Source organism: Erwinia sp. L03-1, from assembly GCF_058686115.1.
In genome coordinates this window covers 3,051,888-3,074,958 of record NZ_CM178762.1, presented here as the reverse complement: position 1 = coordinate 3,074,958, position 23,071 = coordinate 3,051,888, and the positions used below count along the sequence as shown (strand labels likewise).

18 protein-coding genes, 2 pseudogenes and 1 riboswitch are annotated in these 23,071 nt (G+C 57.4%); of the genes and pseudogenes, 14 read left to right on the top strand and 6 right to left on the bottom strand.

Annotated features, from left to right (window positions below; genetic code table 11):
* Positions 1-80: 80 nt before the first annotated feature.
* Positions 81-2,108 (top strand): excinuclease ABC subunit UvrB, encoded by a 2,028-nt coding sequence (gene uvrB / locus AC4PCC_RS14140; RefSeq protein ID WP_067702504.1) that lies wholly within the window; start codon positions 81-83, stop codon positions 2,106-2,108.
* A gap of 90 nt (positions 2,109-2,198) precedes the next feature.
* Here uvrB and AC4PCC_RS14135 read toward each other — a convergent pair whose 3' ends face one another.
* Positions 2,199-3,107 carry a gluconeogenesis factor YvcK family protein gene (locus AC4PCC_RS14135; RefSeq protein WP_492124934.1) on the bottom strand — a complete coding sequence of 303 codons (909 nt, stop codon included), beginning with the start codon at positions 3,105-3,107 and terminating at the stop codon, positions 2,199-2,201.
* Between the two features lie 185 nt (positions 3,108-3,292).
* Positions 3,293-3,424: riboswitch (molybdenum cofactor riboswitch) on the top strand.
* Here AC4PCC_RS14135 and moaA point away from each other — a divergent pair.
* The 6 genes from moaA (at position 3,411) to AC4PCC_RS14105 (ending at position 7,221) form a co-directional block, all read left to right on the top strand.
* The gene (gene moaA, locus AC4PCC_RS14130) at positions 3,411-4,400 is read left to right on the top strand and encodes a GTP 3',8-cyclase MoaA (RefSeq protein WP_492127530.1); all 990 of its coding nucleotides are present in this window, start codon (positions 3,411-3,413) and stop codon (positions 4,398-4,400) included. Its footprint overlaps the riboswitch before it by 14 nt.
* 14 nt (positions 4,401-4,414) lie before the next feature.
* Entirely contained in the window at positions 4,415-4,930 is a 516-nt protein-coding gene (moaB, locus tag AC4PCC_RS14125) for a molybdenum cofactor biosynthesis protein B (RefSeq protein WP_492124933.1), read from the top strand.
* Between the two features lie 4 nt (positions 4,931-4,934).
* Positions 4,935-5,420 carry a cyclic pyranopterin monophosphate synthase MoaC gene (gene moaC, locus AC4PCC_RS14120; RefSeq protein ID WP_492124932.1) on the top strand — a complete coding sequence of 162 codons (486 nt, stop codon included), beginning with the start codon at positions 4,935-4,937 and terminating at the stop codon, positions 5,418-5,420.
* Entirely contained in the window at positions 5,413-5,658 is a 246-nt protein-coding gene (gene moaD / locus AC4PCC_RS14115; RefSeq protein WP_067702521.1) for a molybdopterin synthase sulfur carrier subunit, read from the top strand. Before moaC ends, moaD begins: the two co-directional genes overlap by 8 nt.
* Positions 5,659-6,111 (top strand): molybdopterin synthase catalytic subunit MoaE, encoded by a 453-nt coding sequence (moaE, locus tag AC4PCC_RS14110; RefSeq protein WP_067702524.1) that lies wholly within the window; start codon positions 5,659-5,661, stop codon positions 6,109-6,111.
* Positions 6,112-6,126: 15 nt separating this feature from the next.
* On the top strand, positions 6,127-7,221 hold the full coding sequence (locus AC4PCC_RS14105) for a DUF1615 domain-containing protein (RefSeq protein WP_492124931.1): 1,095 nt from the start codon (positions 6,127-6,129) through the stop codon (positions 7,219-7,221).
* 119 nt (positions 7,222-7,340) lie between these two features.
* On the opposite strand, the gene AC4PCC_RS14100 is transcribed toward AC4PCC_RS14105, so the two are convergent.
* A complete protein-coding gene (locus AC4PCC_RS14100) occupies positions 7,341-9,287 on the bottom strand; it encodes a methyl-accepting chemotaxis protein (RefSeq protein WP_492124930.1) in 1,947 nt (648 codons plus the stop codon).
* Positions 9,288-9,537: 250 nt separating this feature from the next.
* Here AC4PCC_RS14100 and AC4PCC_RS14095 point away from each other — a divergent pair, with 250 nt between their 5' ends.
* Positions 9,538-10,248, top strand: a complete 711-nt coding sequence (locus tag AC4PCC_RS14095) for a Bax inhibitor-1/YccA family protein (protein WP_067702533.1) — start codon at positions 9,538-9,540, stop codon at positions 10,246-10,248.
* A 239-nt stretch (positions 10,249-10,487) separates the two neighbouring features.
* Here the strand turns inward: AC4PCC_RS14095 and AC4PCC_RS14090 are convergent, their stop codons facing one another.
* The 3 genes and pseudogenes from AC4PCC_RS14090 to AC4PCC_RS14080 all read right to left on the bottom strand — a co-directional run bounded on the left by AC4PCC_RS14090 (position 10,488) and on the right by AC4PCC_RS14080 (position 13,623).
* On the bottom strand, positions 10,488-11,453 hold the full coding sequence (locus AC4PCC_RS14090; protein WP_492124929.1) for a lysylphosphatidylglycerol synthase domain-containing protein: 966 nt from the start codon (positions 11,451-11,453) through the stop codon (positions 10,488-10,490).
* A 146-nt stretch (positions 11,454-11,599) separates the two neighbouring features.
* Positions 11,600-12,865 (bottom strand): annotated as a pseudogene (gene clsB / locus AC4PCC_RS14085) (cardiolipin synthase ClsB); the annotation flags it as partial.
* A complete protein-coding gene (locus tag AC4PCC_RS14080) occupies positions 12,862-13,623 on the bottom strand; it encodes an endonuclease/exonuclease/phosphatase family protein (RefSeq protein WP_492124928.1) in 762 nt (253 codons plus the stop codon). The gene AC4PCC_RS14080 and the pseudogene clsB, both read right to left, overlap by 4 nt.
* A 181-nt stretch (positions 13,624-13,804) precedes the next feature.
* Here AC4PCC_RS14080 and AC4PCC_RS14075 point away from each other — a divergent pair, with 181 nt between their 5' ends.
* The 6 genes from AC4PCC_RS14075 (at position 13,805) to AC4PCC_RS14050 (ending at position 21,381) form a co-directional block, all read left to right on the top strand.
* Complete coding sequence (locus AC4PCC_RS14075; RefSeq protein ID WP_067702542.1) at positions 13,805-14,200, top strand: YbhQ family protein; 396 nt, start codon at positions 13,805-13,807, stop codon at positions 14,198-14,200.
* A gap of 304 nt (positions 14,201-14,504) precedes the next feature.
* Positions 14,505-15,923, top strand: coding sequence for an ATP-dependent RNA helicase RhlE (gene rhlE, locus AC4PCC_RS14070; protein ID WP_492124927.1), 1,419 nt, complete (start codon positions 14,505-14,507; stop codon positions 15,921-15,923).
* A gap of 113 nt (positions 15,924-16,036) precedes the next feature.
* The gene (gene dusC, locus AC4PCC_RS14065; RefSeq protein WP_067702547.1) at positions 16,037-17,005 is read left to right on the top strand and encodes a tRNA dihydrouridine(16) synthase DusC; all 969 of its coding nucleotides are present in this window, start codon (positions 16,037-16,039) and stop codon (positions 17,003-17,005) included.
* A 50-nt stretch (positions 17,006-17,055) separates the two neighbouring features.
* Complete coding sequence (locus AC4PCC_RS14060; protein ID WP_067702550.1) at positions 17,056-18,249, top strand: MFS transporter; 1,194 nt, start codon at positions 17,056-17,058, stop codon at positions 18,247-18,249.
* A gap of 419 nt (positions 18,250-18,668) precedes the next feature.
* A complete protein-coding gene (locus AC4PCC_RS14055; RefSeq protein WP_492124926.1) occupies positions 18,669-19,694 on the top strand; it encodes a DUF481 domain-containing protein in 1,026 nt (341 codons plus the stop codon).
* A gap of 1,279 nt (positions 19,695-20,973) precedes the next feature.
* On the top strand, positions 20,974-21,381 hold the full coding sequence (locus AC4PCC_RS14050; protein WP_492124925.1) for a hypothetical protein: 408 nt from the start codon (positions 20,974-20,976) through the stop codon (positions 21,379-21,381).
* A 341-nt stretch (positions 21,382-21,722) separates the two neighbouring features.
* On the opposite strand, the pseudogene AC4PCC_RS14045 reads toward AC4PCC_RS14050, so the two are convergent.
* A pseudogene (locus tag AC4PCC_RS14045) lies at positions 21,723-22,874 on the bottom strand (L,D-transpeptidase family protein); the annotation flags it as partial.
* Positions 22,875-23,071 lie beyond the last annotated feature (197 nt).

The window sequence follows — 23,071 nt, the reverse complement described above, 5'->3', positions numbered from 1 at the left end:
TCTTTTTTGCTGGCAAAATCGCCACGGCAGAGTAAAATTAATCTCCTGTCCGCGAGCATTTATCATCAGGTAGCAATCCAATGAGCAAAGTCTTTAAACTCAACTCCGATTTCCAGCCAGCAGGTGACCAGCCTGAGGCTATTCGCCGTCTTGAAGAGGGGCTGGAGGATGGGCTGGCTCATCAAACCCTGCTGGGGGTGACCGGATCGGGCAAAACCTTCACCGTGGCCAATGTCATTGCCGATCTGAACCGCCCGACTATGGTGCTGGCACCTAACAAAACCCTCGCTGCGCAGCTTTACGGCGAGATGAAAGAGTTTTTCCCCGATAACGCGGTGGAGTATTTCGTCTCCTACTACGACTATTATCAGCCTGAGGCCTATGTGCCCAGCTCCGATACCTTTATTGAGAAAGACGCCTCGGTGAATGAGCACATCGAGCAGATGCGCCTGTCAGCGACCAAAGCGCTGCTGGAACGTCGCGACGTGATTGTGGTGGCGTCGGTGTCGGCCATTTACGGTCTGGGCGATCCCGACCTCTATCTCAAAATGATGCTGCATCTGACGCGGGGTATGGTGATCGACCAGCGCTCGATCCTGCGTCGGCTCTCCGAGCTGCAATATACCCGCAACGATCAGGCTTTCCAGCGCGGGACGTTCAGGGTACGCGGCGAGGTGATCGATATCTTCCCGGCGGAGTCCGATGACTATGCCCTGCGCGTAGAGCTGTTTGACGAAGAGGTGGAACGGCTGTCAATATTTGACCCGCTGACCGGGCAGATCGAATCGGTGATCCCTCGCTATACCATCTATCCCAAAACGCACTATGTAACGCCGCGCGAGCGCATTTTGCAGGCGATGGAAGAGATCAAAGTGGAGCTGGTTGACCGCAAACGCGTTCTGCTGGAAAACAACAAGCTGCTGGAAGAGCAGCGCATCACCCAGCGTACCCAGTTCGACCTTGAAATGATGAACGAGCTGGGCTACTGCTCGGGGATCGAAAACTACTCGCGCTATCTCTCCGGGCGCGGTCCGGGCGAAGCGCCCCCGACCCTGTTTGACTACCTGCCTGCCGACGGGCTGCTGGTTATTGACGAATCACACGTCACCATTCCGCAGATCGGGGGGATGTATCGCGGTGACCGGGCGCGTAAAGAGACGCTGGTGGAGTATGGTTTCCGGCTGCCGTCCGCGCTGGATAACCGCCCAATGAAATTCGAAGAGTTTGAGGCGCTGGCACCGCAGACCATCTACGTCTCTGCCACGCCGGGCAATTACGAGCTGGAGAAATCGGGCGGTGAGGTGATCGACCAGGTGGTGCGTCCTACCGGGCTGCTCGACCCCCTGATTGAGGTGCGCCCGGTCGGTACCCAGGTTGACGACCTGCTGTCTGAAATCCGCAAGCGCGCTGTGATCAATGAGCGCGTGCTGGTGACGGTACTGACCAAAAGGATGGCGGAAGACCTTACCGAGTATCTCGAAGAGCACGGCGAGCGCGTTCGCTATCTGCACTCGGACATTGATACCGTGGAGCGCGTGGAAATTATCCGCGATCTGCGGCTGGGCAAGTTTGACGTGCTGGTGGGGATCAACCTGCTGAGGGAAGGACTGGATATGCCGGAGGTGTCGCTGGTGGCGATACTGGATGCCGACAAAGAGGGCTTCCTGCGCTCCGAGCGTTCGCTGATCCAGACCATCGGCCGTGCCGCGCGAAACCTTAACGGTAAGGCAATTCTGTATGGCGATAAAATTACGCCCTCCATGGCGCGGGCGATTGGTGAAACCGAGCGTCGTCGGGAAAAGCAGGAGCTGCACAATAAGGAGCAGGGCATCGTACCCCAGGGTCTCAACAAGAAAATCGCCGATATTCTTGAGCTGGGGCAGGGCATTAACAAGACCAAAACCCGGGGGCGCGGCGGCAAAACCTCCCATCCTGTTGTTGAGGACGACAGCCCTTACCTGGCAATGACGCCGCAGGCGCTGCAAAAGAAGATCCACGAGCTGGAGTCGGAGATGCAGCAGCATGCGCAGAACCTGGAGTTCGAGGAGGCCGCGCGCGTACGCGATCGGCTACACGAGGCGCGCGAGCTCTTTATTGCGGCTTCCTAGCCGCGCGTTTTCGCTTAAACCATTGGCTGATAAGTATGCTCCCGCTTTTCGCTTAAACAATCGAATGAATAGCATGCTTCCGCTTTCCGCTTAAACAATCGACTGAATAGCCTGCTCCAGCGCAATATGGAGCAGCTGTCGGTCGTGCCGGTAGCGAATATCTGCCGCCTCAAGCGGCTCCTGGATAATCAGGCGATCGGTGATATTGTGGGTATCGGTACCGGGGCCGACGACAACGGCATCAATGACCTTTTTACCGATGTACTCTTCCATAATTGCCAGCTTGTTGGCCAGCGTGAGCTGAGCGGCGGCAGGGCTCAGCTCTTTACCCAGATTTCCGATAAACACCATCGTGGCCGGCGTACGGCGCAGCGCCTGTGCCATATCGGGCATCAGCAGCACCGGCATCAGGCTGGTGTAAAAACTGCCCGGCCCAATCAGGATAAGATCGGCCTCGGCGATGGCCTCAACCGCTTCGCGGGTGGCCGTCACCGCAGGAGAGAGCATCAGCTCGCAGGGGGGGCGACACATCCGATCGATTTCCGTCTCGCCGTGCACCCGTTGCCCCTCTTCATCAATGGCTTCCAGGTCCACCGGCTGCTCTGACATGGGGATCAGAAACGCATCTACCTTGAGCAAATTGCGGATCAGATTAATGGCCTCAATCGGGCGCACGCTGAGGTTATCCAACGCTACCAGCATCAGGTTACCGAGGTTATGTCCGGCCAGCTCGCCGTTACCGGCAAAGCGATACTCAAACATGGCAGAAGCCACGCTCGGTTCGGTAATCAGCTGATTCAGGCAGTTACGCATATCGCCCCAGGCAATGCCTCCTTCGTCACGACGAATGCGCCCGGTTGAACCGCCATTATCGGTGGTGGTGACGATGCCGGTAAGCCGCGATCCAAGTGGGGAGAGCGCAGACATTACGCGACCCAGACCATGCCCGCCACCGATAGCCACCACGCGATCGAGATCGGCCAGTGTGCGATTACGCATAAAATTCCTTCTGTTTTGAAGCGGTTTATTGACCCGAAACGGGCCACATGCATTTGTGCCATTTTACCCTAAACTGGCAGGGAACAGGCGGCTAAAATACGTTATATATCAAAATACATAGCGAAAGATGATGTTGGAATCCCGGAGGGTTTAGCGGTAGAATTTACAAACCATGGTTTACCGGTGTCGGTAGACCACACTTAGCCCTGGCACCTACGTCTTTGGATAGGGTGCCCTGGCCGCAACGCTACGTTGCCAGGGTGCAGAAAGAAATGCCTGCATCTCCCGAATTGGAAAGGTGTTCTGGTGCAACAATTTACTGATAGCTTCGACCGCAGCTTTTATTATCTGCGTCTGTCGATCACTGACGTCTGCAATTTTCGTTGCAGCTACTGCCTGCCCGACGGCTATAAGCCTCAGGGTACAACCAACAAAAGCTTCCTTACGCTGGATGAAATCCGGCGGGTGACCCGTGCCTTCGCGGCAGCCGGGACGGAAAAAGTCCGCCTTACCGGCGGTGAGCCTTCGCTGCGCCGCGACTTCACCGACATTATCGCTGCCGTTCGCGAGAACGCCGCCATCCGCCAGCTGGCGGTCACCACCAATGGCTACCGGCTGGCCCGCGATGTCGCTGCATGGCGCGCCGCCGGGCTGACCGCGCTCAACGTCAGCATCGACAGTCTGGATGCCCGCCAGTTTCATGCCATTACCGGGCAGGATAAATTTCATCAGGTGATGAGTGGGATTGATGCCGCCTTTGATGCGGGATTCAGCAAGGTGAAGGTGAATACCGTGCTGATGCGCGATATCAACCATAACAGCCTGGAGACATTCCTCAACTGGATCCGTGACCGGCCCATCCAGCTGCGGTTTATCGAGCTGATGGAAACCGGCGAGGGCGGGGCGCTGTTTCGTCAGCACCATATCTCCGGCGAGGTGATCCGCGACCGTCTGCTGCTCCAGGGCTGGGTTCGTCAGTCGCGCGCGCGAAGCGATGGCCCGGCGCAGGTCTTCACCCATCCCGATTATCAGGGTGAAATTGGCCTGATCATGCCTTATGAAAAAGATTTCTGTGCCAGCTGTAACCGCCTGCGCGTCTCGGCGGTCGGTAAGCTGCATCTCTGCCTGTTTGGCGACGGCGGCGTGTCGCTGCGCGATCTGTTGCATAGCGACGATCAGCAGGATGCATTGCAGGCGCGTATTGCGGCCAGCCTGCGAACCAAAAAGCAGACGCACTTCCTGCATCAGGGCAACACCGGTATTACGCAGAATCTCTCATTTATCGGCGGTTAAGTAAGGAGCTCAACATGGGTAAACCCACAGCAGAATTCATCCCGCTTAACGCAGCGGTCCTCACCGTCTCTGACAGCCGCGACGCCGCCAGTGACACCTCCGGGGACTATCTGCGTGAGGCGCTGACCGGGGCAGGCCATCGCGTCTGCGATCGGGCCATTGTAAAAGACGACCGCTACCGCATCCGCGCGGTGGTCTCCAGCTGGATCGCCAGTTCGGACGTGCAGGTGGTGTTGATCAACGGCGGCACGGGCTTTAACAGCAAAAACAGCACCCCGGAAGCGCTACTGCCGCTGTTCGATCGCGAAATTGAAGGCTTTGGCGAGCTGTTTCGCATGGTCTCCTGGGAGGAGATCGGCAGCTCAACCATCCAGTCGCGCGCGGTCGCGGGCATGGCGAATCAGACGCTAATTCTGGCCATACCCGGCTCGACCGGGGCCTGCCAGAGCGCCTGGGAACGGATTATTCAGGATCAGCTTGATGCCCGCACCCGTCCCTGCAACTTTGTTTCACACGTAAAGAAGCCCTGAACAGATGTCACAACTCACACATATTAATGCCGCCGGTGAGGCGCATATGGTGGATGTTTCCGCCAAAACGGAGAGCGTACGCGAAGCCCGGGCAGAGGCCTTTGTGCTGATGCATGCCGATACGCTACAGATGATTATTGATGGCAGCCACCACAAGGGCGATGTCTTTGCCACCGCGCGCATTGCCGGTATCCAGGCGGCGAAACGCACCTGGGAGCTGATCCCCCTCTGCCATCCGCTACTGCTGAGCAAGGTTGAAGTCACCTTAACGGCTGACGTTGCCAGGCAGCGGGTGAGAATTGAATCCCTTTGCCGCCTGACCGGTAAAACGGGCGTAGAGATGGAAGCGCTCACTGCGGCGTCGGTCGCCGCGTTGACTATCTACGACATGTGCAAAGCGGTGCAGAAGGATATCTCCATCGAGCATTGTCGACTGCTGAGTAAAAGCGGCGGCAAGTCGGGTGACTTCAGGGCGGCTGACTATGATTAACGTGCTGTTTTTTGCCCAGGTCCGCGAGTTAACCGGCACCGACAGCCTGAGCCTGCCGCAGGAGTACGCCACGGTTGAGGCGCTGCGGGCTGCGCTGGCTCAGCGCGGCGATCGCTGGGCGCTGGCGCTGACCACCGGTAAGCTGCTCTCCGCCGTGAATCAAACGCTGGTGGCGCCTCAGCATCCGCTTCAGGATGGTGATGAGGTGGCTTTTTTTCCACCGGTCACCGGAGGATAAATGGAAACGCGGATCCGGGTCGGCCAGGCCCCGTTTGATATGGCAGAAGAGTACCGCTGGCTGGCAGCCTGTGATGAAGATGGCGCCGTAGTGACCTTTACCGGCAAGGTGCGCAACCATAACCTCGGCGATAACGTCTCGGCGCTCACGCTGGAGCACTATCCCGGGATGACGGAAAAGGCGCTGGCAGAAATTGTCGCCGAGGCGCGTGAGCGCTGGCCTATGCAGCGCGTAACGGTAATTCACCGCACTGGCGAACTGTTTCCCGGTGATGAAATTGTGATGGTAGGGGTAAGCGGAGCCCATCGTGGCAGCGCCTTTGCCGCCGCCGAGTTTATTATGGACTATCTTAAAACCCGAGCGCCTTTCTGGAAGCGTGAAGCCACGCCCGGCGGCGACCGCTGGGTTGAATCCCGCGATAGCGACCACCAGGCTGCCTCGCGCTGGAAATAAACCACAAGGAAAGTCATGATCCATTCCCCCCTGAAGCGCGGACTGCTGCTGGCACTGCTGGTGCTGGCAGGCTGTAGCAGCCAGCCGCACAAAAACCTTCCCGAGCGCCGGCCCGCCGACGTCAAAGCGCAGATTGTCCGGCTGATCCCCGCCGGAGTGAACGACAGGCAGGGCTGGGCAAACGATATCTTTGCCGCCTTCAACAGCCAGGGCATTGATGCCTCTTCCGAAAATCTCTGTGCGGTCATTGCGGTGACCGATCAGGAGTCCAACTTCAATGTTGATGCCACGGTGGCGGGCTTGCCTAAAATCGCCTGGGGTGAGATTGACCGGCGCGCCGCCAGCCTGCATATTCCAGCCTTTGTGGTCCGTACCGCGCTGATGATTAACTCACCCAGCGGAAAAAGCTACGCCTGGCGGCTGGATCACGTGCGCAGTGAAAAAGAGCTGAGCGCCATTTTCGATGACTTTATCAATATGGCTCCGATGGGACAGAGGCTGTTTGGCAATCTGAACCCTATCCACACTGGTGGGCCGATGCAGGTGAGTATTGACTTCGCGGAGGCGCAGTCAAAAGGCTACCCTTATCCGGTCGACGGTACGCTGCGCCATGAGGTATTTACCCGGCGCGGCGGAGTCTGGTTTGGCACCCGCCACCTGCTGGGGTATCCCACCCACTACAGCAGGCCGCTTTATCGCTTTGCCGATTTCAATGCGGGCTGGTACGCCAGCCGCAACGCGGCTTTCCAGGCCGCCGTGGCGCAGCTCACCGGCATTAAGCTGGCGCTGGATGGCGATGTGATCCGCTATGGTTCAGACACGCCGGGCGCCACTGAGCTGGCCGTCCGCACCCTCAGCAGGCAGCTGGACATGAGCAATAGCAGTATCCGGCGCGCGCTGGAGCAGGGGGAAACCCTGGCATTTGAGAAAAGCGCGCTATGGGAGAAGGTGTTCACCCTGGCCGATAAAAATGCCGGCGTGCGCCTGCCGCGTGAAAGGCTGCCCGGCATCCAGCTGGAAAGCCCGAAAATCACCCGTAATCTCACCACCGCCTGGTATGCCCAGCGGGTCGACGGACGCTATCAACGCTGTCTGACGCGGGCGAAATAGCGCAGTGACACGTCCGGCCACGAGCGGGCGAAATAGCGCAGTGACACGTCCGGCCACGAGCGGGCGAAATAGCGCAGTGATACGCCCGGCCACAAGCGGCCGGACGTGGTCACCCGCAGCTAACCCGCACCCAGCTGAAAGCGTTCGACCGTCTCCGCCAGCTGCTTCGCCTGATTTTCCAGCGAAGCAGCGGCGGCCGACATTTGCTGAACCAGCGCCGAGTTCTGCTGGGTAGCGCCATCCATCTGGTTAACCGCCACCGTCACCTGACCAATACCCTGCGACTGCTCGTCAGAGGCGTGGACAATTTCTGTAATAATGGTTTTTACCGAGTCCACCGCCGCGCTCATCTCCTGCATCGTTTTACCGGCATCCTGCACCAGAGAAACGCCCTGGCCCACGCGCTGGGTTGATTCGCCAATCAGCGCGGAAATATCCTTTACCGCATTGGCACTCCGCTGGGCCAGGCTGCGGACCTCGGCGGCCACCACGGCAAAACCACGGCCCTGTTCTCCGGCGCGCGCCGCTTCTACCGCCGCATTCAGCGCCAGAATATTGGTCTGGAAAGCGATACCGTTGATGATGCTGGTAATAGCGCCAATTTTACGCGAGCTGTCGTCGATCTGCTGCATAATCTGCACCACCTGAAGTACCAGATCCTCGCCGCGCCTGGCGATATCCGTCGCGGTGCTGGTGAGGGCGGTCGCCTGATGCGCGTTATCCGCATTGAGCTTCACGGTGGCGGTGAGCTGTTCCATGCTGGCAGCCGTTTCTTCCAGCGCCGCGGCCTGCTGTTCGGTCCGCGAGGCGAGATCCAGATTACCGGTGGCAATCTCTCCGGCACCCTGTCTTACCGCGTGGCTGGCGGAGATAATTTCCCCCACCATGGTACGCAACTGCTGCTGCATGGTGTGCATGGCGAAGAAGATGCTCTGCCGATCCTGGGCCGCAACCGGAATGGCCGCGCTCAGGTCCCCCCGCGCGACGCCCAGCGCAATCTCTGCCGCCTGCAAAGGTTCCCCGCCAATCGGCCTGGCAACTTTACGGCTGAAAAGCAGACCCAGTACGGTACAGACGATTATGATGCTGAGCAGCATCATAATTAGCGCAGAGTAAAGCTGACGGTTTGCTTCCGCCATCACCGCGCTCACCGGCGCGACAATCCCCAGATACCAGGGGCTGTCGCTGTTACCAATGGTCACCGGACGCCAGGTCTCCAGCACCTTCTCCCCCAGCGCGCTGTCGTAATGCTCCACAATAGCCTGCGTTCGCGGCCCGCGACTTCCGGTATAAGGCTTCCCGGTCTGCGCTTTATCGGTGCCGGAGACCACCAGCCCACCATGAGAAATCAGCAGCGCATAGCCGGTTCCCCGCCAGGGGTGAATGGCCCCGATGGTTTTTTGCAGCGAGGCGAGAGAAATATCTGAGGTGACCACCGCTTTAAGCCTGCCATCGTCGACGATCACGGCGGCAACGGAGGTGAGCAGGGTATCGACGCCGTTGTAGGCGTAGGTATAAGGTTCAATTAACACATCTTTCTGGCGTTTTTGCGGGATAAGGTAGTAGTCCCCCTGGCCTGGCGTGAGAAAAGAGTTCAGATTATGCATCGCAAAGTTACCGGACTTATCGCGATCGACAAAGCGTGCAAAGCGGCCCTGCGGCGCGGCACCGGGCAGTTTGGCGATCTCTGCATCTTTTCCATCCCAGGCGTTCGCTTCAAAGATCACCGACATCGAGAGGTAGTCGGGATTCTGCTTAAGCGAATATTTCATCACATTTTCAGCAGTGGCACGGTCGGTTATGCCGGAGGGCGGCAGGGCAATCAGGCTTTGCCCGAGGTCTTTTGCTACCGTGCGGGCATAATCCAGCTCTTTTTGCACGCTGAGGGCCTGGCTTTCGGCAATCTGCCCCAGATACTCTCCGGCCAGCATGCGCTGCTGCCTGGCTGACTGCCAGCTCAGCAGGCCAATGGTAATGGTAAAGCCGAGCGTGATGGTCAGCGCCCCGGTCACGAGCATCAGCGTGCGGGTGCTCATCTTCCGTTTATGGTTTGATTGCGTTTTCATTCAGGTTCCCCGGCGTAAAAAGGTGCAGCATAAGCAGACTTCCTGTTTAGCGATCTCCCTGTGTACGTTCTATCGGCATAAACTGGCGCTTCTTTAAGCACGGCGGAACCGATTTTGCAGTCTGACCGTACGGCAGGGGTTCCAGGGTAAAGAAAAAGGTGAGTGCGGGGCTGGCTTAATCTCCCCGGACTGTGCCAGACTTGCGGTTACCTTGTGGTAATTCCGTTCACGTGAGAATAAGGAGAAAATCATGGATCGATACCCACGCTCTAATGGGTCAATCGTATCGCAGGCCAGCAGTGGCGTTCAGACCTACATGGCGCAAGTCTATGGCTGGATGACCTGCGGCCTGCTGCTGACGGCGTTTGTGTCATGGTTTGCGGCCAATACGCCTGCCGTTATGGAACTGGTTTTTGCTAATCGCATTACTTTCTTTGGCCTGATTATTGTCCAGCTTGGCCTGGTGTTCGTGCTGTCAGGTATGGTGCACAAGCTGAGCGGAGCGGCGGCAACCGGGCTGTTTATGCTCTATTCAGCGCTTACCGGGCTGACCATGGCGAGTATTTTCCTGGTCTATACCTACTCTTCCATCGCCAGCACCTTCCTGGTAGCCGGTGGTATGTTTGGTGCCATGAGCTTCTGGGGCTACACCACTAAACGCGATCTGAGCGGTATGGGCAGCATGCTGTTTATGGCGCTGATTGGTATTGTGCTGGCGTCGGTGGTGAATATCTGGCTGAAGAGTACGGCGCTGATGTGGGCCGTCACCTATATTGGCGTGCTGGTGTTCGTGGGTCTGACCGCCTATGACACGCAGAAGCTAAAAAATATTGGTGAAGGCATCAACGTTGAGGACAAAGAGAATCTGCGTCGTTACTCAATCATGGGTGCGCTGACGCTGTATCTGGACTTCATTAACCTGTTCCTGATGCTGCTGCGTATTTTCGGCAACCGTCGCTAAGACGGCACCCATGCTGCCTGAGCAGGCGCTGTTCTGTTAGCGTTAGCATGGTGTTGCTAAGGTAAGAACCTGCTGCCTGAGGCAGCGTGGTAATAAAAGAGGTGTCCGCCTTGCAGCTGGCACCTCTTTTTTATCGCTTATCGTGCGGCCATCATCCGGATATCAGGCACGTCTTTTCTGTGTATCAACGCCCCGACAGGTTTGTACCTGCCGATGGCGATGACTCTTCCATTCCCGCGTCAGGTTTTTTGCATCGCCTGCTGGTTCTTTTGCCGCAGGGCTTTCGCGCGGCTCTCCAGCCACAGATAAAGCACCAGCGCCAGCAGCAGTGGGGCGATAAAATAGAGCACCCGGTAGGCGAGCAGCGCCGCAATAATCGCGCCGTGCGTAAGGTGTTCACCGCTCAGCAGCGCCAGGAATACCGCTTCCAGCACGCCGATCCCGGCTGGGATATGAATAATCACCCCCGCGATACTGCTGATGAGCAGCACGCCCAGTACCTGCGGGTAATCCACTCTCTGCCCCAGCAGGAGCCAGATAATAGCGCCCATGACCAGCCAGTTTGCGCTGGATACGCTGAACTGTAGCAGTGCCATACGCAGAGAAGGGAGTGCCAGCGTATGGCCCTTTACCGTCCAGCGCCGCCGGCGTGAAAAAGCGCAAAATGCCAGATAGACCAGCACAAACGCCAGCAGGCAGACGCCTGTCGCTCTAAGCGTGCCTTCCCCAATAAACCAGCCTGACGGGACAGGCACCAGACCCATACTGAACACCACGCCCGCCACCAGCACGTAGCCCAGCCAGTTGGTGGCGATGCTGAGCGAAAAAATACGCGTAATAGTGCTGCCGTCCAGCCCCAGCCGTGAGTAAAGGCGATAGCGCATCGCCACGCCGCCAACCCAGGTACTGAGCGTCAGATTAAAGGCATAGCAGATAAAGGAGACCAGCATTACCTGGCGCTTTTGCAAACGATGCCCGCAGTAGGCCTGACCAATCAGGTCGTACACGCCGTAGGTCAGATAGCTGACGATCACCAGCGCGACCGAGGAGAGAATGGCCAGCCGGTTATAGTGGGTGATCACCTCTGCCACATCGTGCCAGTTGACCTTACGGGCATAAATCACCAGCAGCACAACCACGGCGACAAAAAACAGCCCGGTAAGGATCTTCTTTATCCATCGCCAGCGAGGGTGCGATTGCGGCATCAGCGTTTTACCTTTTCGTTCTCAGGCTTCACAATCTCATGCTCATGCTCATGCTCATGCTCATGCTCATGCTCATGCTCAGGCTTCACAGTTTTATGCTCCAGTTTGATGGTTTCATGCTGCGGTCTGATGGTTTCATGCTCCGGTTTGATGGTTTCATGCTCCGGTTTGACGCGATCCTGGGTTTCCAGTTCGCTTTGTACCGGGGAGTCAGCCTGATCCGATTTCACAGGCGCGGTAACCTGCGCCAGCTTTGGCGTATGGGCGGGCAGCCAGCCTGCAATCGCCGGGAAATGGCGCAGGAAGTGAAACACCAGCATGCTCTTCATAAACTGCCAGCCGTTTTTCTTCGGCAGTTCGCTTTTCTGCACGCGTCGGCAGTCCTGCGTCAGCAGATGATTCAGCGTGCCGCGCATGACTTCGTTAAAGGTGTGGTCGTGGATAATCAGGTTGGCTTCCAGATTCAGAGACAGGCTTAGCGGGTCAAGGTTGCTGGAGCCAACGGTAGACCAGTGGGTATCCTGCACGGCAATCTTGGCGTGCAGGGGGCGCCGGGTGTATTCATAAATCTCCACGCCGCCTTCGACCAGAAAGTTGTACAGCAGCTCGGCACCCGTCTTCACAATCGGCATATCCGGCTCGCCCTGCACGATAAGCTTAACGGAAACGCCGCGCTGAGCAGCGTTGCGCATCTCGCGCAGCAGGCGGTAGCCGGGAAAAAAGTAGGCGTTAGCGATAATCACCTCTTTTTTGGCCTCGCGCAGCATATCAATATAGTGCTGTTCTATATCGTCACGATGCTCGTCATTGTCGCGCCAGACAAACAGGACCTGAGCGTCGCCGGGTGTGGTGTTTTGGGCCGAACGATGGGAGCGCCCCCCCCACCAGCGGCGCGTGACCTGTTCGCTGTTGATAGCCTGCTGCACAAACAGGGCAATGTCCTCAACGATCGGACCTTTCACCTCAACGGCATAATCCTGCTTGGCTGCCGGACCATAGCTGGTGTTATGCTCCGAGGAGAAATTGATACCGCCGACGAAGGCAATCTCATTATCGCAAACGACGATTTTACGGTGCAGGCGTCGGAAGATGTTAGTGCGCATGCCTAGCACCAGCGGGCGGGGATCGTAATAGATAAAGCGTACGCCCGCGGCGGTTAGCTGGTGGGTAAAGTTTTCCGACAGATTATTGGAGCCATAGCCGTCCAGCAGCATTTCGACTCTCACGCCGCGTTTTGCCGCATCATAAACCACCTGATGCAGTTCATTACCCACCTCATCCTCAAAGAGGATAAAGCTTTCAAGCAGCACGCTGTTTTTCGCCCGACGAATAGCCTCAAACACGCGGGGAAAATAGTTTTCACCATTTTCCAGCAGTTTCAGACGATTACCTTCACGCCAATGCATTTTCATAAATGAATCTCCACGGCCAGAGGGGCATGATCGGACAGGTGCGACCAGGGCCGGAGCGGTATAGTCTGTGGGTGGCTGACCGCGGCATTTTTCACGTAAATGCGGTCCAGCCGGAGCAGCGGAAAGCGGGCGGGAAAGGTTCGGACCGGGCGACCATAATGCCGGCTAAATACCTCCTCCATGCCCGCCTCCCGATGCAGGATCCTGTTAGCCTTTTGCTGCCAGTCATTAAAGTCACCCGCCACAATGACTGGCGCATCGGCGGGAAGGCTGTTAATCAGTTCAGACATCATCTTCAACTGCGCATGACGGTGTGCCTCCCGAAGCCCCAGATGCACGCAGATGGCGTGCAGCGTCATATCGCGATGGGGGAGGGTCACCTTACAGTGCAGCAATCCGCGCTTCTCCGTACCCTCGACGGAGATATCCCGGTTCTCATACTCCACAATGGGAAAGCGGGACATCACCGCGTTACCGTGGTGTCCCTCGGGATAGACGGCATTGCGGCCATAGGCAAAATCATTCCACATGGTATCAGCCAGAAATTCGTAATGAGGTGTGTCAGGCCAGTTTTCAATCTGCAGCTGATTGACGGCGTGACTGCCCATCACCTCCTGTAAAAAAACAATATCCGCTGAGGTGGCCCGAACGGCATCTCGCAATTCTGGCAGGATAAAGCGACGGTTGAAGGCGTTGAAACCCTTATGCGTATTGATCGTCAGGACTTTTAATGAAAATCCTTGCGGTTTTTGTGACATACTGTGCGCGCTCTCCTTTTCGTCGTGCGAAGAATAAAGTGTAGTCTTTGTCACAAAATAGTGCCGGGCAGCCTCATTATTTGCGGCATTATCCGAAAAGTGGGGTAGTCTGAAGAATGCGCTATCGCTTACTGTGATAGCCAAACTGGGCGACCGATGTTGGGTGTGCCAGGAGAAGAAAATGAAATGGTCTAATCGTATCCAGATTGTCACCGGACAAGCCTGCGTACATATCATGTTGCACCTGCTGCTGATTGCAGCGCTGGTGTGGGGATGGAAACACCAAAGCCTGCTGCATGTCACCATGGTTTTACTGGCGCTTTATGCCTGCGTATTTACCGCCATGTTGTTGACCCAGCGTCTGCCGCATCTGCGCCGCGTTGGCGACTTCCTTGAGGATGTCACCACCACCTACTATTTTGGGGCGGCCATGCTGGTACTCTACCTGCTGTCACGCGTTGTTCACCATAACCTGCTGCTGGGCTGCGTGGGGGTGCTGATGCTGACCGGGCCCGCGCTGGTTTCACTGCTGGCGAAAGAGCCGGTTCGTCGTGCCGTCAGGCCACGCCACCGCTGAGACGAAACGGGCCGCATACGCGGCCCGTTTTACTAAAGCCATTATACGACTTCATGCTACCGCATCAGACGCAGAATGCGGGTTCGCCCTTCGGGGGCCGGGGCGTTCCCGGTGTAAAAACACCGTTTTTATCCGCTCGCAAAGAAACGCTCTCTGTGTGGGGATAACATCTGTTATAATCTGCCGCTTACGCACCGTGGTTTGTGCTCCCTTTCAAACGTCTGGCGAAGCCTGACGTCATATTCTCCCCCTGGAAACTACACCCTTAAATGCGGTCAGGGCGGATCCGGAGTCAGTCAATTTTATGTCATTTGATTCTCTCGGCCTTAATGCCGACATTCTGCGTGCTGTTGCAGAGCAGGGTTATAACGAGCCAACGCCAATCCAGCGTCAGGCGATCCCGGTTGTCTTAGCCGGTCGTGACCTGATGGCCAGCGCCCAGACCGGTACCGGTAAAACGGCCGGCTTTACGCTTCCCCTGCTGCAAATGCTGAGCAGCGCGACCCCCCATCCTAAAGGGCGTCGTCCGGTTCGTGCGCTGATTTTAACCCCGACCCGCGAACTGGCGGCTCAGGTGGGTGAAAACGTGCAGGACTACAGTAAATACCTTGATATTCGCTCGCTGGTGGTTTTCGGCGGCGTCAGCATCAACCCGCAGATGATGAAGCTGCGCGGCGGCGTTGACGTACTGGTCGCTACGCCGGGTCGTCTGCTGGATCTGGAACATCAGAATGCGGTAGACCTGTCTCAGGTTGAGGTTCTGGTCCTGGATGAAGCTGACCGTATGCTGGATATGGGCTTTATTCACGATATCCGTCGCGTGCTCTCCAAACTGCCTGCTAAGCGCCAGAACCTGCTGTTCTCCGCGACCTTCTCTGACGAGATCAGAGGTCTGGCAGAAAAGCTGCTGCATAACCCGGAGCAGGTCTCCGTGGCGCGCCGCAACACCGCCTCCGAGCAGATTTCTCAGCACGTGCATTTCGTTGATAAGAAACGTAAAAGAGAACTGCTGTCGTTCCTGATCGGCCGCGATAACTGGCAGCAGGTTCTGGTCTTTACCCGTACCAAACACGGTGCCAACCACCTTGCCGAGCAGCTGAATAAAGACGGCATTGGCTCTGCGGCTATTCACGGCAACAAAAGCCAGGGTGCCCGTACCCGTGCGCTGAGTGATTTCAAAGAGGGTAAAATCCGCGTCCTGGTGGCGACGGATATCGCCGCGCGTGGTATTGATATCTCTGAACTGCCGCACGTAGTGAACTATGAGCTGCCAAACGTGCCGGAAGACTATGTTCACCGTATTGGTCGTACCGGCCGCGCTGCGGCAACGGGCGAAGCCCTTTCGCTGGTCTGCGTGGACGAACACAAGCTGCTGCGCGATATCGAACGCGTGCTGAAGCGTGAGATCCCGCGTATCGCCATTGACGGCTATGAGCCGGATCCGTCTATCAAGGCCGATCCGATCCAGAATGGTCGTCAGCAGCGCGGTGGCGGCGGCGGTGCAGGCCGTGGGCGCGGCGCGCCGCAGGGCAACCGCGGTGGCGAACGTGGTCAGGGCGGAAATCGCGGCAATGGTGGCGAACGCAGTGCAGCCTCAGGTGAACGCAGCCAGGGTAACGGCCAGCGTCGCCAGGCCAACGGCAGTGGCCGCAGCGCCAGGCCAGAAGGCGGAAGCGCCGCACCGCGTGGCGTGACCCGCCAGCGCCGCTCTAATCCGAGCTGATATTAACGCGCTTAATCCAGGCTGGGTTTCATGCGCGTAATGTAAGCAGGCATTAACGCTTTCTAACCAGGGGGATCGCCCGGATCCCCCTTATTAACGCAATGGGTTGTGACATGCGTGTTCTACTGGCCCCGATGGAGGGCGTGCTTGACTCGCTGGTACGCGAACTGCTTACCGAAGTTAATGACTACGATCTCTGCATCACTGAATTCTTGCGGGTTGTTGACCAGCTACTCCCGATTAAATCCTTTTCTCGCCTTTGCCCCGAGCTTAATCATGCCAGTCGCACACCTGCGGGTACGCGCGTACGTATTCAGCTGTTAGGCCAGTCGCCTGAATGGCTGGCGGAAAACGCCTTTCGCGCGGCGGAGCTGGGTTCGTGGGGTGTCGATCTCAACTGTGGCTGTCCCTCGAAGACGGTCAACGGCAGCGGCGGCGGCGCCACGCTGTTAAAAGATCCTGAGCTGATATATCGCGGCGCGAAAGCGATGCGCCAGGCCGTACCTGCGCATTTACCGGTGACGGTGAAGGTGCGTTTGGGATGGGCTTCCGACGACCAGCGATTTGAAATAGCCGATGCGGTACAGCAGGCCGGTGCCACCGAGCTGGCCGTGCATGGGCGAACAAAAGAGGATGGCTACCAGGCCGATCGCATTAACTGGCAGGCCATTGGCGAAATTCGCCAGCGGCTGACCATCCCGGTGATTGCTAACGGGGAGATCTGGGACTGGCAGAGCGCGCAGAACTGCCTGGCGGTGACCGGCTGTGATGCGGTGATGATTGGTCGCGGCGCGCTAAACGTGCCAAACCTGAGCCGGGTCATAAAGGATAATGTGCCGCCCATGCCGTGGCCGGAAGTGGTCAGGCTGTTGCAAAAGTATGTCCGGCTGGAAAAGCAGGGTGACACCGGTTTGTACCACGTGGCGCGCATTAAGCAGTGGCTGGGATATCTGCGTAAAGTGTATCCGCAGGCCGATATGCTGTTTGCAGACATCCGACCGCTTAAGCGCTCCGTTGATATTGCGCGGGCGATTGAGGCGGCGGCTGTCACATTTCCCAATATTCTTAACGGGATCTCTTAGTCTGCTAAGGGTATGATGTGACTCACATCACACCTATTTCTGGTCCCGTCATGTCCTCAGCAGCTTTATCCAGCGCCCAGCTCAATAAGCGTATTATCTCGGTCGTTATATTCACCTTCTTTTGCTACCTCTCTATTGGCCTGCCGCTGGCGGTACTGCCCGGCTACGTGCATAACGATCTGGGCTACAGTTCGTTTATGGCCGGGTTGATTATCAGCCTGCAATACTTTGCCACGCTGATCAGCCGACCGCAGGCGGGGCGCTATGCCGATCTGCTCGGCCCCAAAAAGGTGGTGCTGATGGGGCTGCTACTCTGTGGAGTTAGCGGCCTGTTCACCCTGCTGGCGGTGACGGTCCACGGCAGTGCGCTCACCAGCCTGCTGCTGCTGGCTGCCGGAAGGATCGCGTTGGGGCTGGGGGAGAGCCTGACCGCAACGGGTTCGATTCTGTGGGGGATAAATATTGTCGGCACGCTACAGAGCGCGCGGGTGATCTCCTGGAACGGTGTGGCAACCTACCTGGCGATGGCCCTGGGGGCACCGCTCGGCGTGATGCTCAACTCCGCGTTTGGTATCCCCGGCTTTGCGGTGTTGATTATGCTGATGGCGATTTTTGGCTTCTGGCTGGCGACTCGCCGTCCGGCGGTAGTGGTGGCAGTGGGGCAGCGCATTCCTTTCACCCAGGTGTTCTCGCGGATCTGGCTGTATGGGCTTTGTCTGGGGCTGGGGACGGTTGGCTTCGGAACCATTGCCACCTTTATCACCCTGTATTTTTCCAGTCACGGCTGGCACGGGGCGGCTTTTTCCCTGACTCTGTTTAGCCTGGGCTTTGTGGTGATGAGGCTGATTTTCAGCAGCTTTATCGGGCGGTTTGGCGGCATCCGGGTGTCGCTGTTTTCCTTTGTTATTGAGTGTATTGGACTGCTGCTGATCTGGCAGGGCCACTCATCCTGGATGGTGGACGTGGGCGCATTCCTCACCGGTTCCGGCTTCTCGCTGGTGTTTCCCGCTCTTGGCGTGGAGGCTATTCGCCGGGTGGCTCCGCAGAATCAGGGGTCAGCGCTGGGGCTCTATTCCGCATTTCTGGATTTTGGCCTGGGTATTACCGGCCCGGTGGCCGGGCTGCTAATCGGGCGCTGGGGCGTGGATTCAATCTACCTGGCGGCGGCCCTGGTAGTGATGGTGGCGCTGTTTATCACCGTGCGGCTTCGACTGATTACGCCGCCGAACGAGAATACCGCCTAAGCCAACCTGCTGACAGCCAGCACCGGGAACGGGCGCATCGGATTTAACCGGGCTGGTAGCCGCAGATGCGCCGCCTGGGGCGTTGCACCAGGCGCAGCGGCTCAATTGGCTTAATAGTGCACATTTCAGCCCAGCCGATGAGCGCTGGGCTATGTCAGTTTGCCGCGACGGGCGTTCGCGTAGCAGTCATTATCTTTGGGCGCCGCCGTATATATAGAGCAGATAACAGTAACAGGCTCAGCGGCCTGATGATTGGTTTTGCTGACCGTAGCTGCCATAGCTTTCTATTAATTCCTGAACCTTTCGTGCGCAATAAGCTTATCTATCAGACCTTTCCCTCTCACTCTGTCCAGCCCGATCCTGTACCCTGGAAAGAAAAATGGTCCTGATGACGTAAGTTGAGGAGTTAACTCACCACTATGCCCCACTCAATTCGCGGCGGCCCTGCGCGAGCTGGTCTGCTAACCTGCCTGCTGGTCTCTCCGCCTTTTGCCATCGCTGATACCGTCTGGATGAAAAATGGTGACCGGGTCAGCGGCACGGTGCGCTCGCTCAGCGACGGCAAGCTGGTCATAGACACCGGCTATGCGGGAACGGTATCGCTAAACTGGAATGCAGTGAGTACCCTGTCCAGCGAAAAGGATTTTGACGTCCGCAACGGTAAAAGCAGCAAAACCTTTAAAGCCCGCCTTGAAGCCACCGATGCTGGCTACATTATCGTGCATCAGGGAGAAAGCCAGCAGCGCGTGCCCGTCGCCCGATTTGAAGAGTTCCTTAAGCCAAAGCCGAAAACGGCTGCGCTGAGCTGGACGGGGAATATTGATGCGGGTGTCAGCCTGAAAAAGGCTTCTACCCGCACTCAGGATTACAATCTCGCCTATAACAACAAAGTGAATGTCGGTAAGTGGCGTAATGACTTTGGCGGAACTTACAACCGCGAAGAAGAAGACGGTACGATGAATACCGATAATTATAGTCTGCGCTATGCGCTGGACTATATGTTTCGCGATCGGTATTTCTGGCAGGGCAGGGCGAGCTATAAGCGTGACTGGGTAGAGGATATTTCCCAGCAGGGTTTGATCGGCACCGGTCCCGGCTACCAGTTTTGGGATGATGAGCTGGGTTCATTTTCGATGTCGCTTTTGGGCGGTGCTTTTGCCTACAGTTACAGCGATGGCAGTTCGGATAGCCATTTGGGGGCTTCAGTACGCTGGGACTATCAGCGTTTCCTTCGGGGCAGGACGCTATCGCTTTTCACGCACGGTGAAGTGGGTCATTCGCTGGATGACGATGCTATTTTCAGTATGGATGCGGAGGTGGGATTGCGTTATCAGCTCACCAGCTGGTCATCGCTTAATATCACCTACGGTCATAATCTGATTAGCGGCACGCGTGATACGCTTAACGAGCGGAGTTTTATTACCGGGCTGGGGGTTAAGTGGTAAGTCTTTTTTTCGCAGAGGGCATACCATTCCGGCGTGAGTGTCGCCTGCGGATGGTGCCCGGTGTGGCAGAGGCCCGTGCCGTCGCTTACGGGTGGGGCCCGGTGCTGCATAGGCCTGGGGTGTCGCCTACGGGTGGTGCCCGGTGCTGCACAGGCCCGTGTGGTCGCCAACGGGTGGGGCCCGGTGCCTGGCGGTCCTCACGCCGCGCGTGGCGCGGTTCCTTCGCTCCGCTCGTCGACCTTTCGGACCGGGTATGACGGGACATCCCTGTCCCGGCATGCCCTTGTGCCAGCATCCCTGCTGGCCCATCCGGGTCTTCTTCTCTGCACTCAGCGCTGCGGATTGCCAGTCACCGGGCCCCACCCGTCTGCTTCTTTGCATTGGACTGGCTGCGGGTAACAGCGGTTTCGGGGTTATATGAAACTCTGGATCAGGTGTGGAAACGGAAAGAACGCTGTAGATAAGAACCATCTTTGCCAAAGACTCCGTGTTGTCACTGGAGCCTGATGCTGCAAAGATGTTGCCTGTGGGGGCGCATGGTGTATGAAGGTTACGATGAATGTCGCCTGCGGATAGTGCCCGTTGCGCTAGAGGCTTAGTGCCGTCGCCTACGGCTGGGACCCGGTGCCTGGCGGTCCTCGCGCCGCGCGTGGCGCGGTTCCTTCGCTCCGCTCGTCGACCTTTCGGACCGGGCATGACGTGACATCCCTGTCCCGACATGCCCTTGTGCCAGCCTCCCTGCTGGCCCATCCGGGTCTTCCTCTCTACGCTCAGCGCTGCGGAATGCCTGTCACCGGGCCCCACCCGTCTGCTTCTTTGCATTGTGCTGGCTGCGGTTAAGGGCGGTGTCGGACAGGCAATCCCAGGCAGGTTTGAATGCGTACAGGAAGTATGCAATGACCAAAATAGTTGGGATTTGAAGAAAATCAGAAGACTGAGAGTGCACAGTTTGTTGTGACTGGTTTTTTCGTGGTGCAGATAAATGACCTAAATAGCGGCACCAAAAACTAAATCGAAAAGTGAGCCGAATCCTGCGCGAGAGCAAACCTTAACGGGGATAGGCTGGGAAACCTGCGGACAGATAAACGGTTTTACTGGAAGCAGCTCAGCAGCCCGCGGACAGATAAACGGTTTTACTGGAAGCAGCTCAGCAGCCCCCGGACAGATAAACGGTTTTACCGGAAGCGGCGCAGAAGCCTGAGAGGTGGATAATCCCTGCGGGTGACGGGCATTCCGCAGCGCTGCGGTGAAGACGGAGGGCCAGGCGAGGGCAGCAGGGATGCTGCACTCAGGGAGCGGCGGGCAGGGATGCCCGCTCGCGACCGGGCCGTCCGGCCTGGAGTCGGAGCCAAAGGCACCAGGCAAAGCCTGGCGTGAGGACGCCCGGCACCCGCAGGGATTATCCACCGGCTCCTCAGAGATCGCAGCCAGCACAACCCACCGTCATCCGCAGGGATTATCCACCGGCTCCTCAGAGATCGCAGCCAGCACAACCCACCGTCATCCGCAGGGATTATCCACCGGCTCCTCAGAGATCGCAGCCAGCACAACCCACCGTCATCCGCAGGGATTATCCACCGGTTCCTCAGAGATCGCAGCCAGCGCAACCCACCGTCACCGCAGATATCACAGCCTGCTACCCACAAAAACTCGCCACCAAATGCCGGAAATAAAAAAGGGCTCATGATCAACATGAACCCTTCCATTCAAAGCTGGCGAAACGCTGCCCGGTAGCTGAAGCAAATTACTACACCCTTAGCTCCAGCAACTCGCCCGCTTTACCACAGGTTAAAACTATTAACCCGCCGCTACGCTACCCGGCGTCGCGGTTTTCACGGACGTTGACTTATTGTCATAAATTGGGCCTGGCTGAGCAGGTACAACAAACGAACTTTTGCCGTCGGCCGGAGCCTGCTGAGCCGGTGCTGCACTGCCGTCGGCCGGAGCCTGCTGAGCCGGTGCTGCACTACCATCGGCCGGAGCCTGCTGCGCCGGTGCTGCACTGCCGTCGGCCGGAGCCTGCTGAGCCGGTGCTGCACTACCATCGGCCGGAGCCTGCTGAGCCGGTGCTGCACTACCATCGGTCGGAGCCTGCTGAACCGGGGCTGCGCTACCGTCTACTGTCGGCGTGGCAGATGCTGCATCCTGATTAACCACGTTGGCACCCTGCTGCGTCGCAGGGGTCATGGGTTCTTCCTTCGGCAACGCACCACTCATCTCCTGCACGGCGATCGCAGCAGGGGCCGTATAGTCGGCACCGCCATTGACCCGCGTTGGAATGCCACTGCGCCTCTTCATGGCGGCGTCCATGGCGTTACTGTCAACGCTGGCATCACTAACCACTTTACTGACCACTGGCGTAATGGTCAGCGGCACCGGTTCACGAGAGTTAAACTGCTCCTCGGTCTGTGAAAGCGGGTTATGCACCTCAACCATACGTGAACCATCAGGCTCCACGCTGGCTTTAATCGGCTGATTGATAAACTGTACGCGCGTACCTACCGGCACGTTATCGTAAAGCCATTTAATATCGTCAGCGCGAAGACGTACACAGCCGTGACTCACCCGCAGGCCGATACCAAAGTTCGCATTGGTTCCGTGGATCGCGTAAAGACGACCAATATAGAGGGCATACAGCCCCATAGGATTATCCGGGCCAGCCGGGAAAATCGTTGGCAGCGGCGAGCCATTAGCTACCGAATCTTCGTGCATTTTTTTGGTTGGCGTCCAGGTCGGGCCGTCTTTTTTACGCTCGACCGCCGTCGTCCAGTTCATGGGGGTGTCTTTTCCCAGTTCACCCACGCCAACCGGAAGCACAACTACCGTTTTGGTGCCTTTAGGATAGTAATAAAGACGCATCTCAGCGCTGTTAACCACAATACCTTCACGCGGGGCATCAGGCAGGATTAGCTGCTGAGGAATAATCAGTTTGGTGCCGGGCCTGGGAAGATAAACATCGACGCCCGGATTGGCTTCAAGCATGTTACTCAGGCCCATCTGATACTGTGCCGCAAAGGCTTCCAGCGGAAGTTTGCTGTCCTGAGGAACGGTAATTTCCAGGTTTTGACCAATCAGACGGCTGTTTGCCGCAGGCAGCGGGTAAACCACGGCAAAGGCTGAATGGCTGTATGCCGTAACGGTCAGGACTAAAGCGGCTAATGCGCGGATGCTCTTTTTCATATTTTCTAAGATGTTGCGCCATGTAAACGGTGGATAGATGAACCTGTGCCGCTTAGTGTGAGCGGCTGCACATTATATGGTCATAACCCCGGGGAATAAACCGGGATTTTAACTATTGCGGTAACTTTACGTATATTTCCCGGCCCTGACTGACAGCAAATGGAAAGCCGTTTTGTGGAAGGCGGTTGGAAGCAACG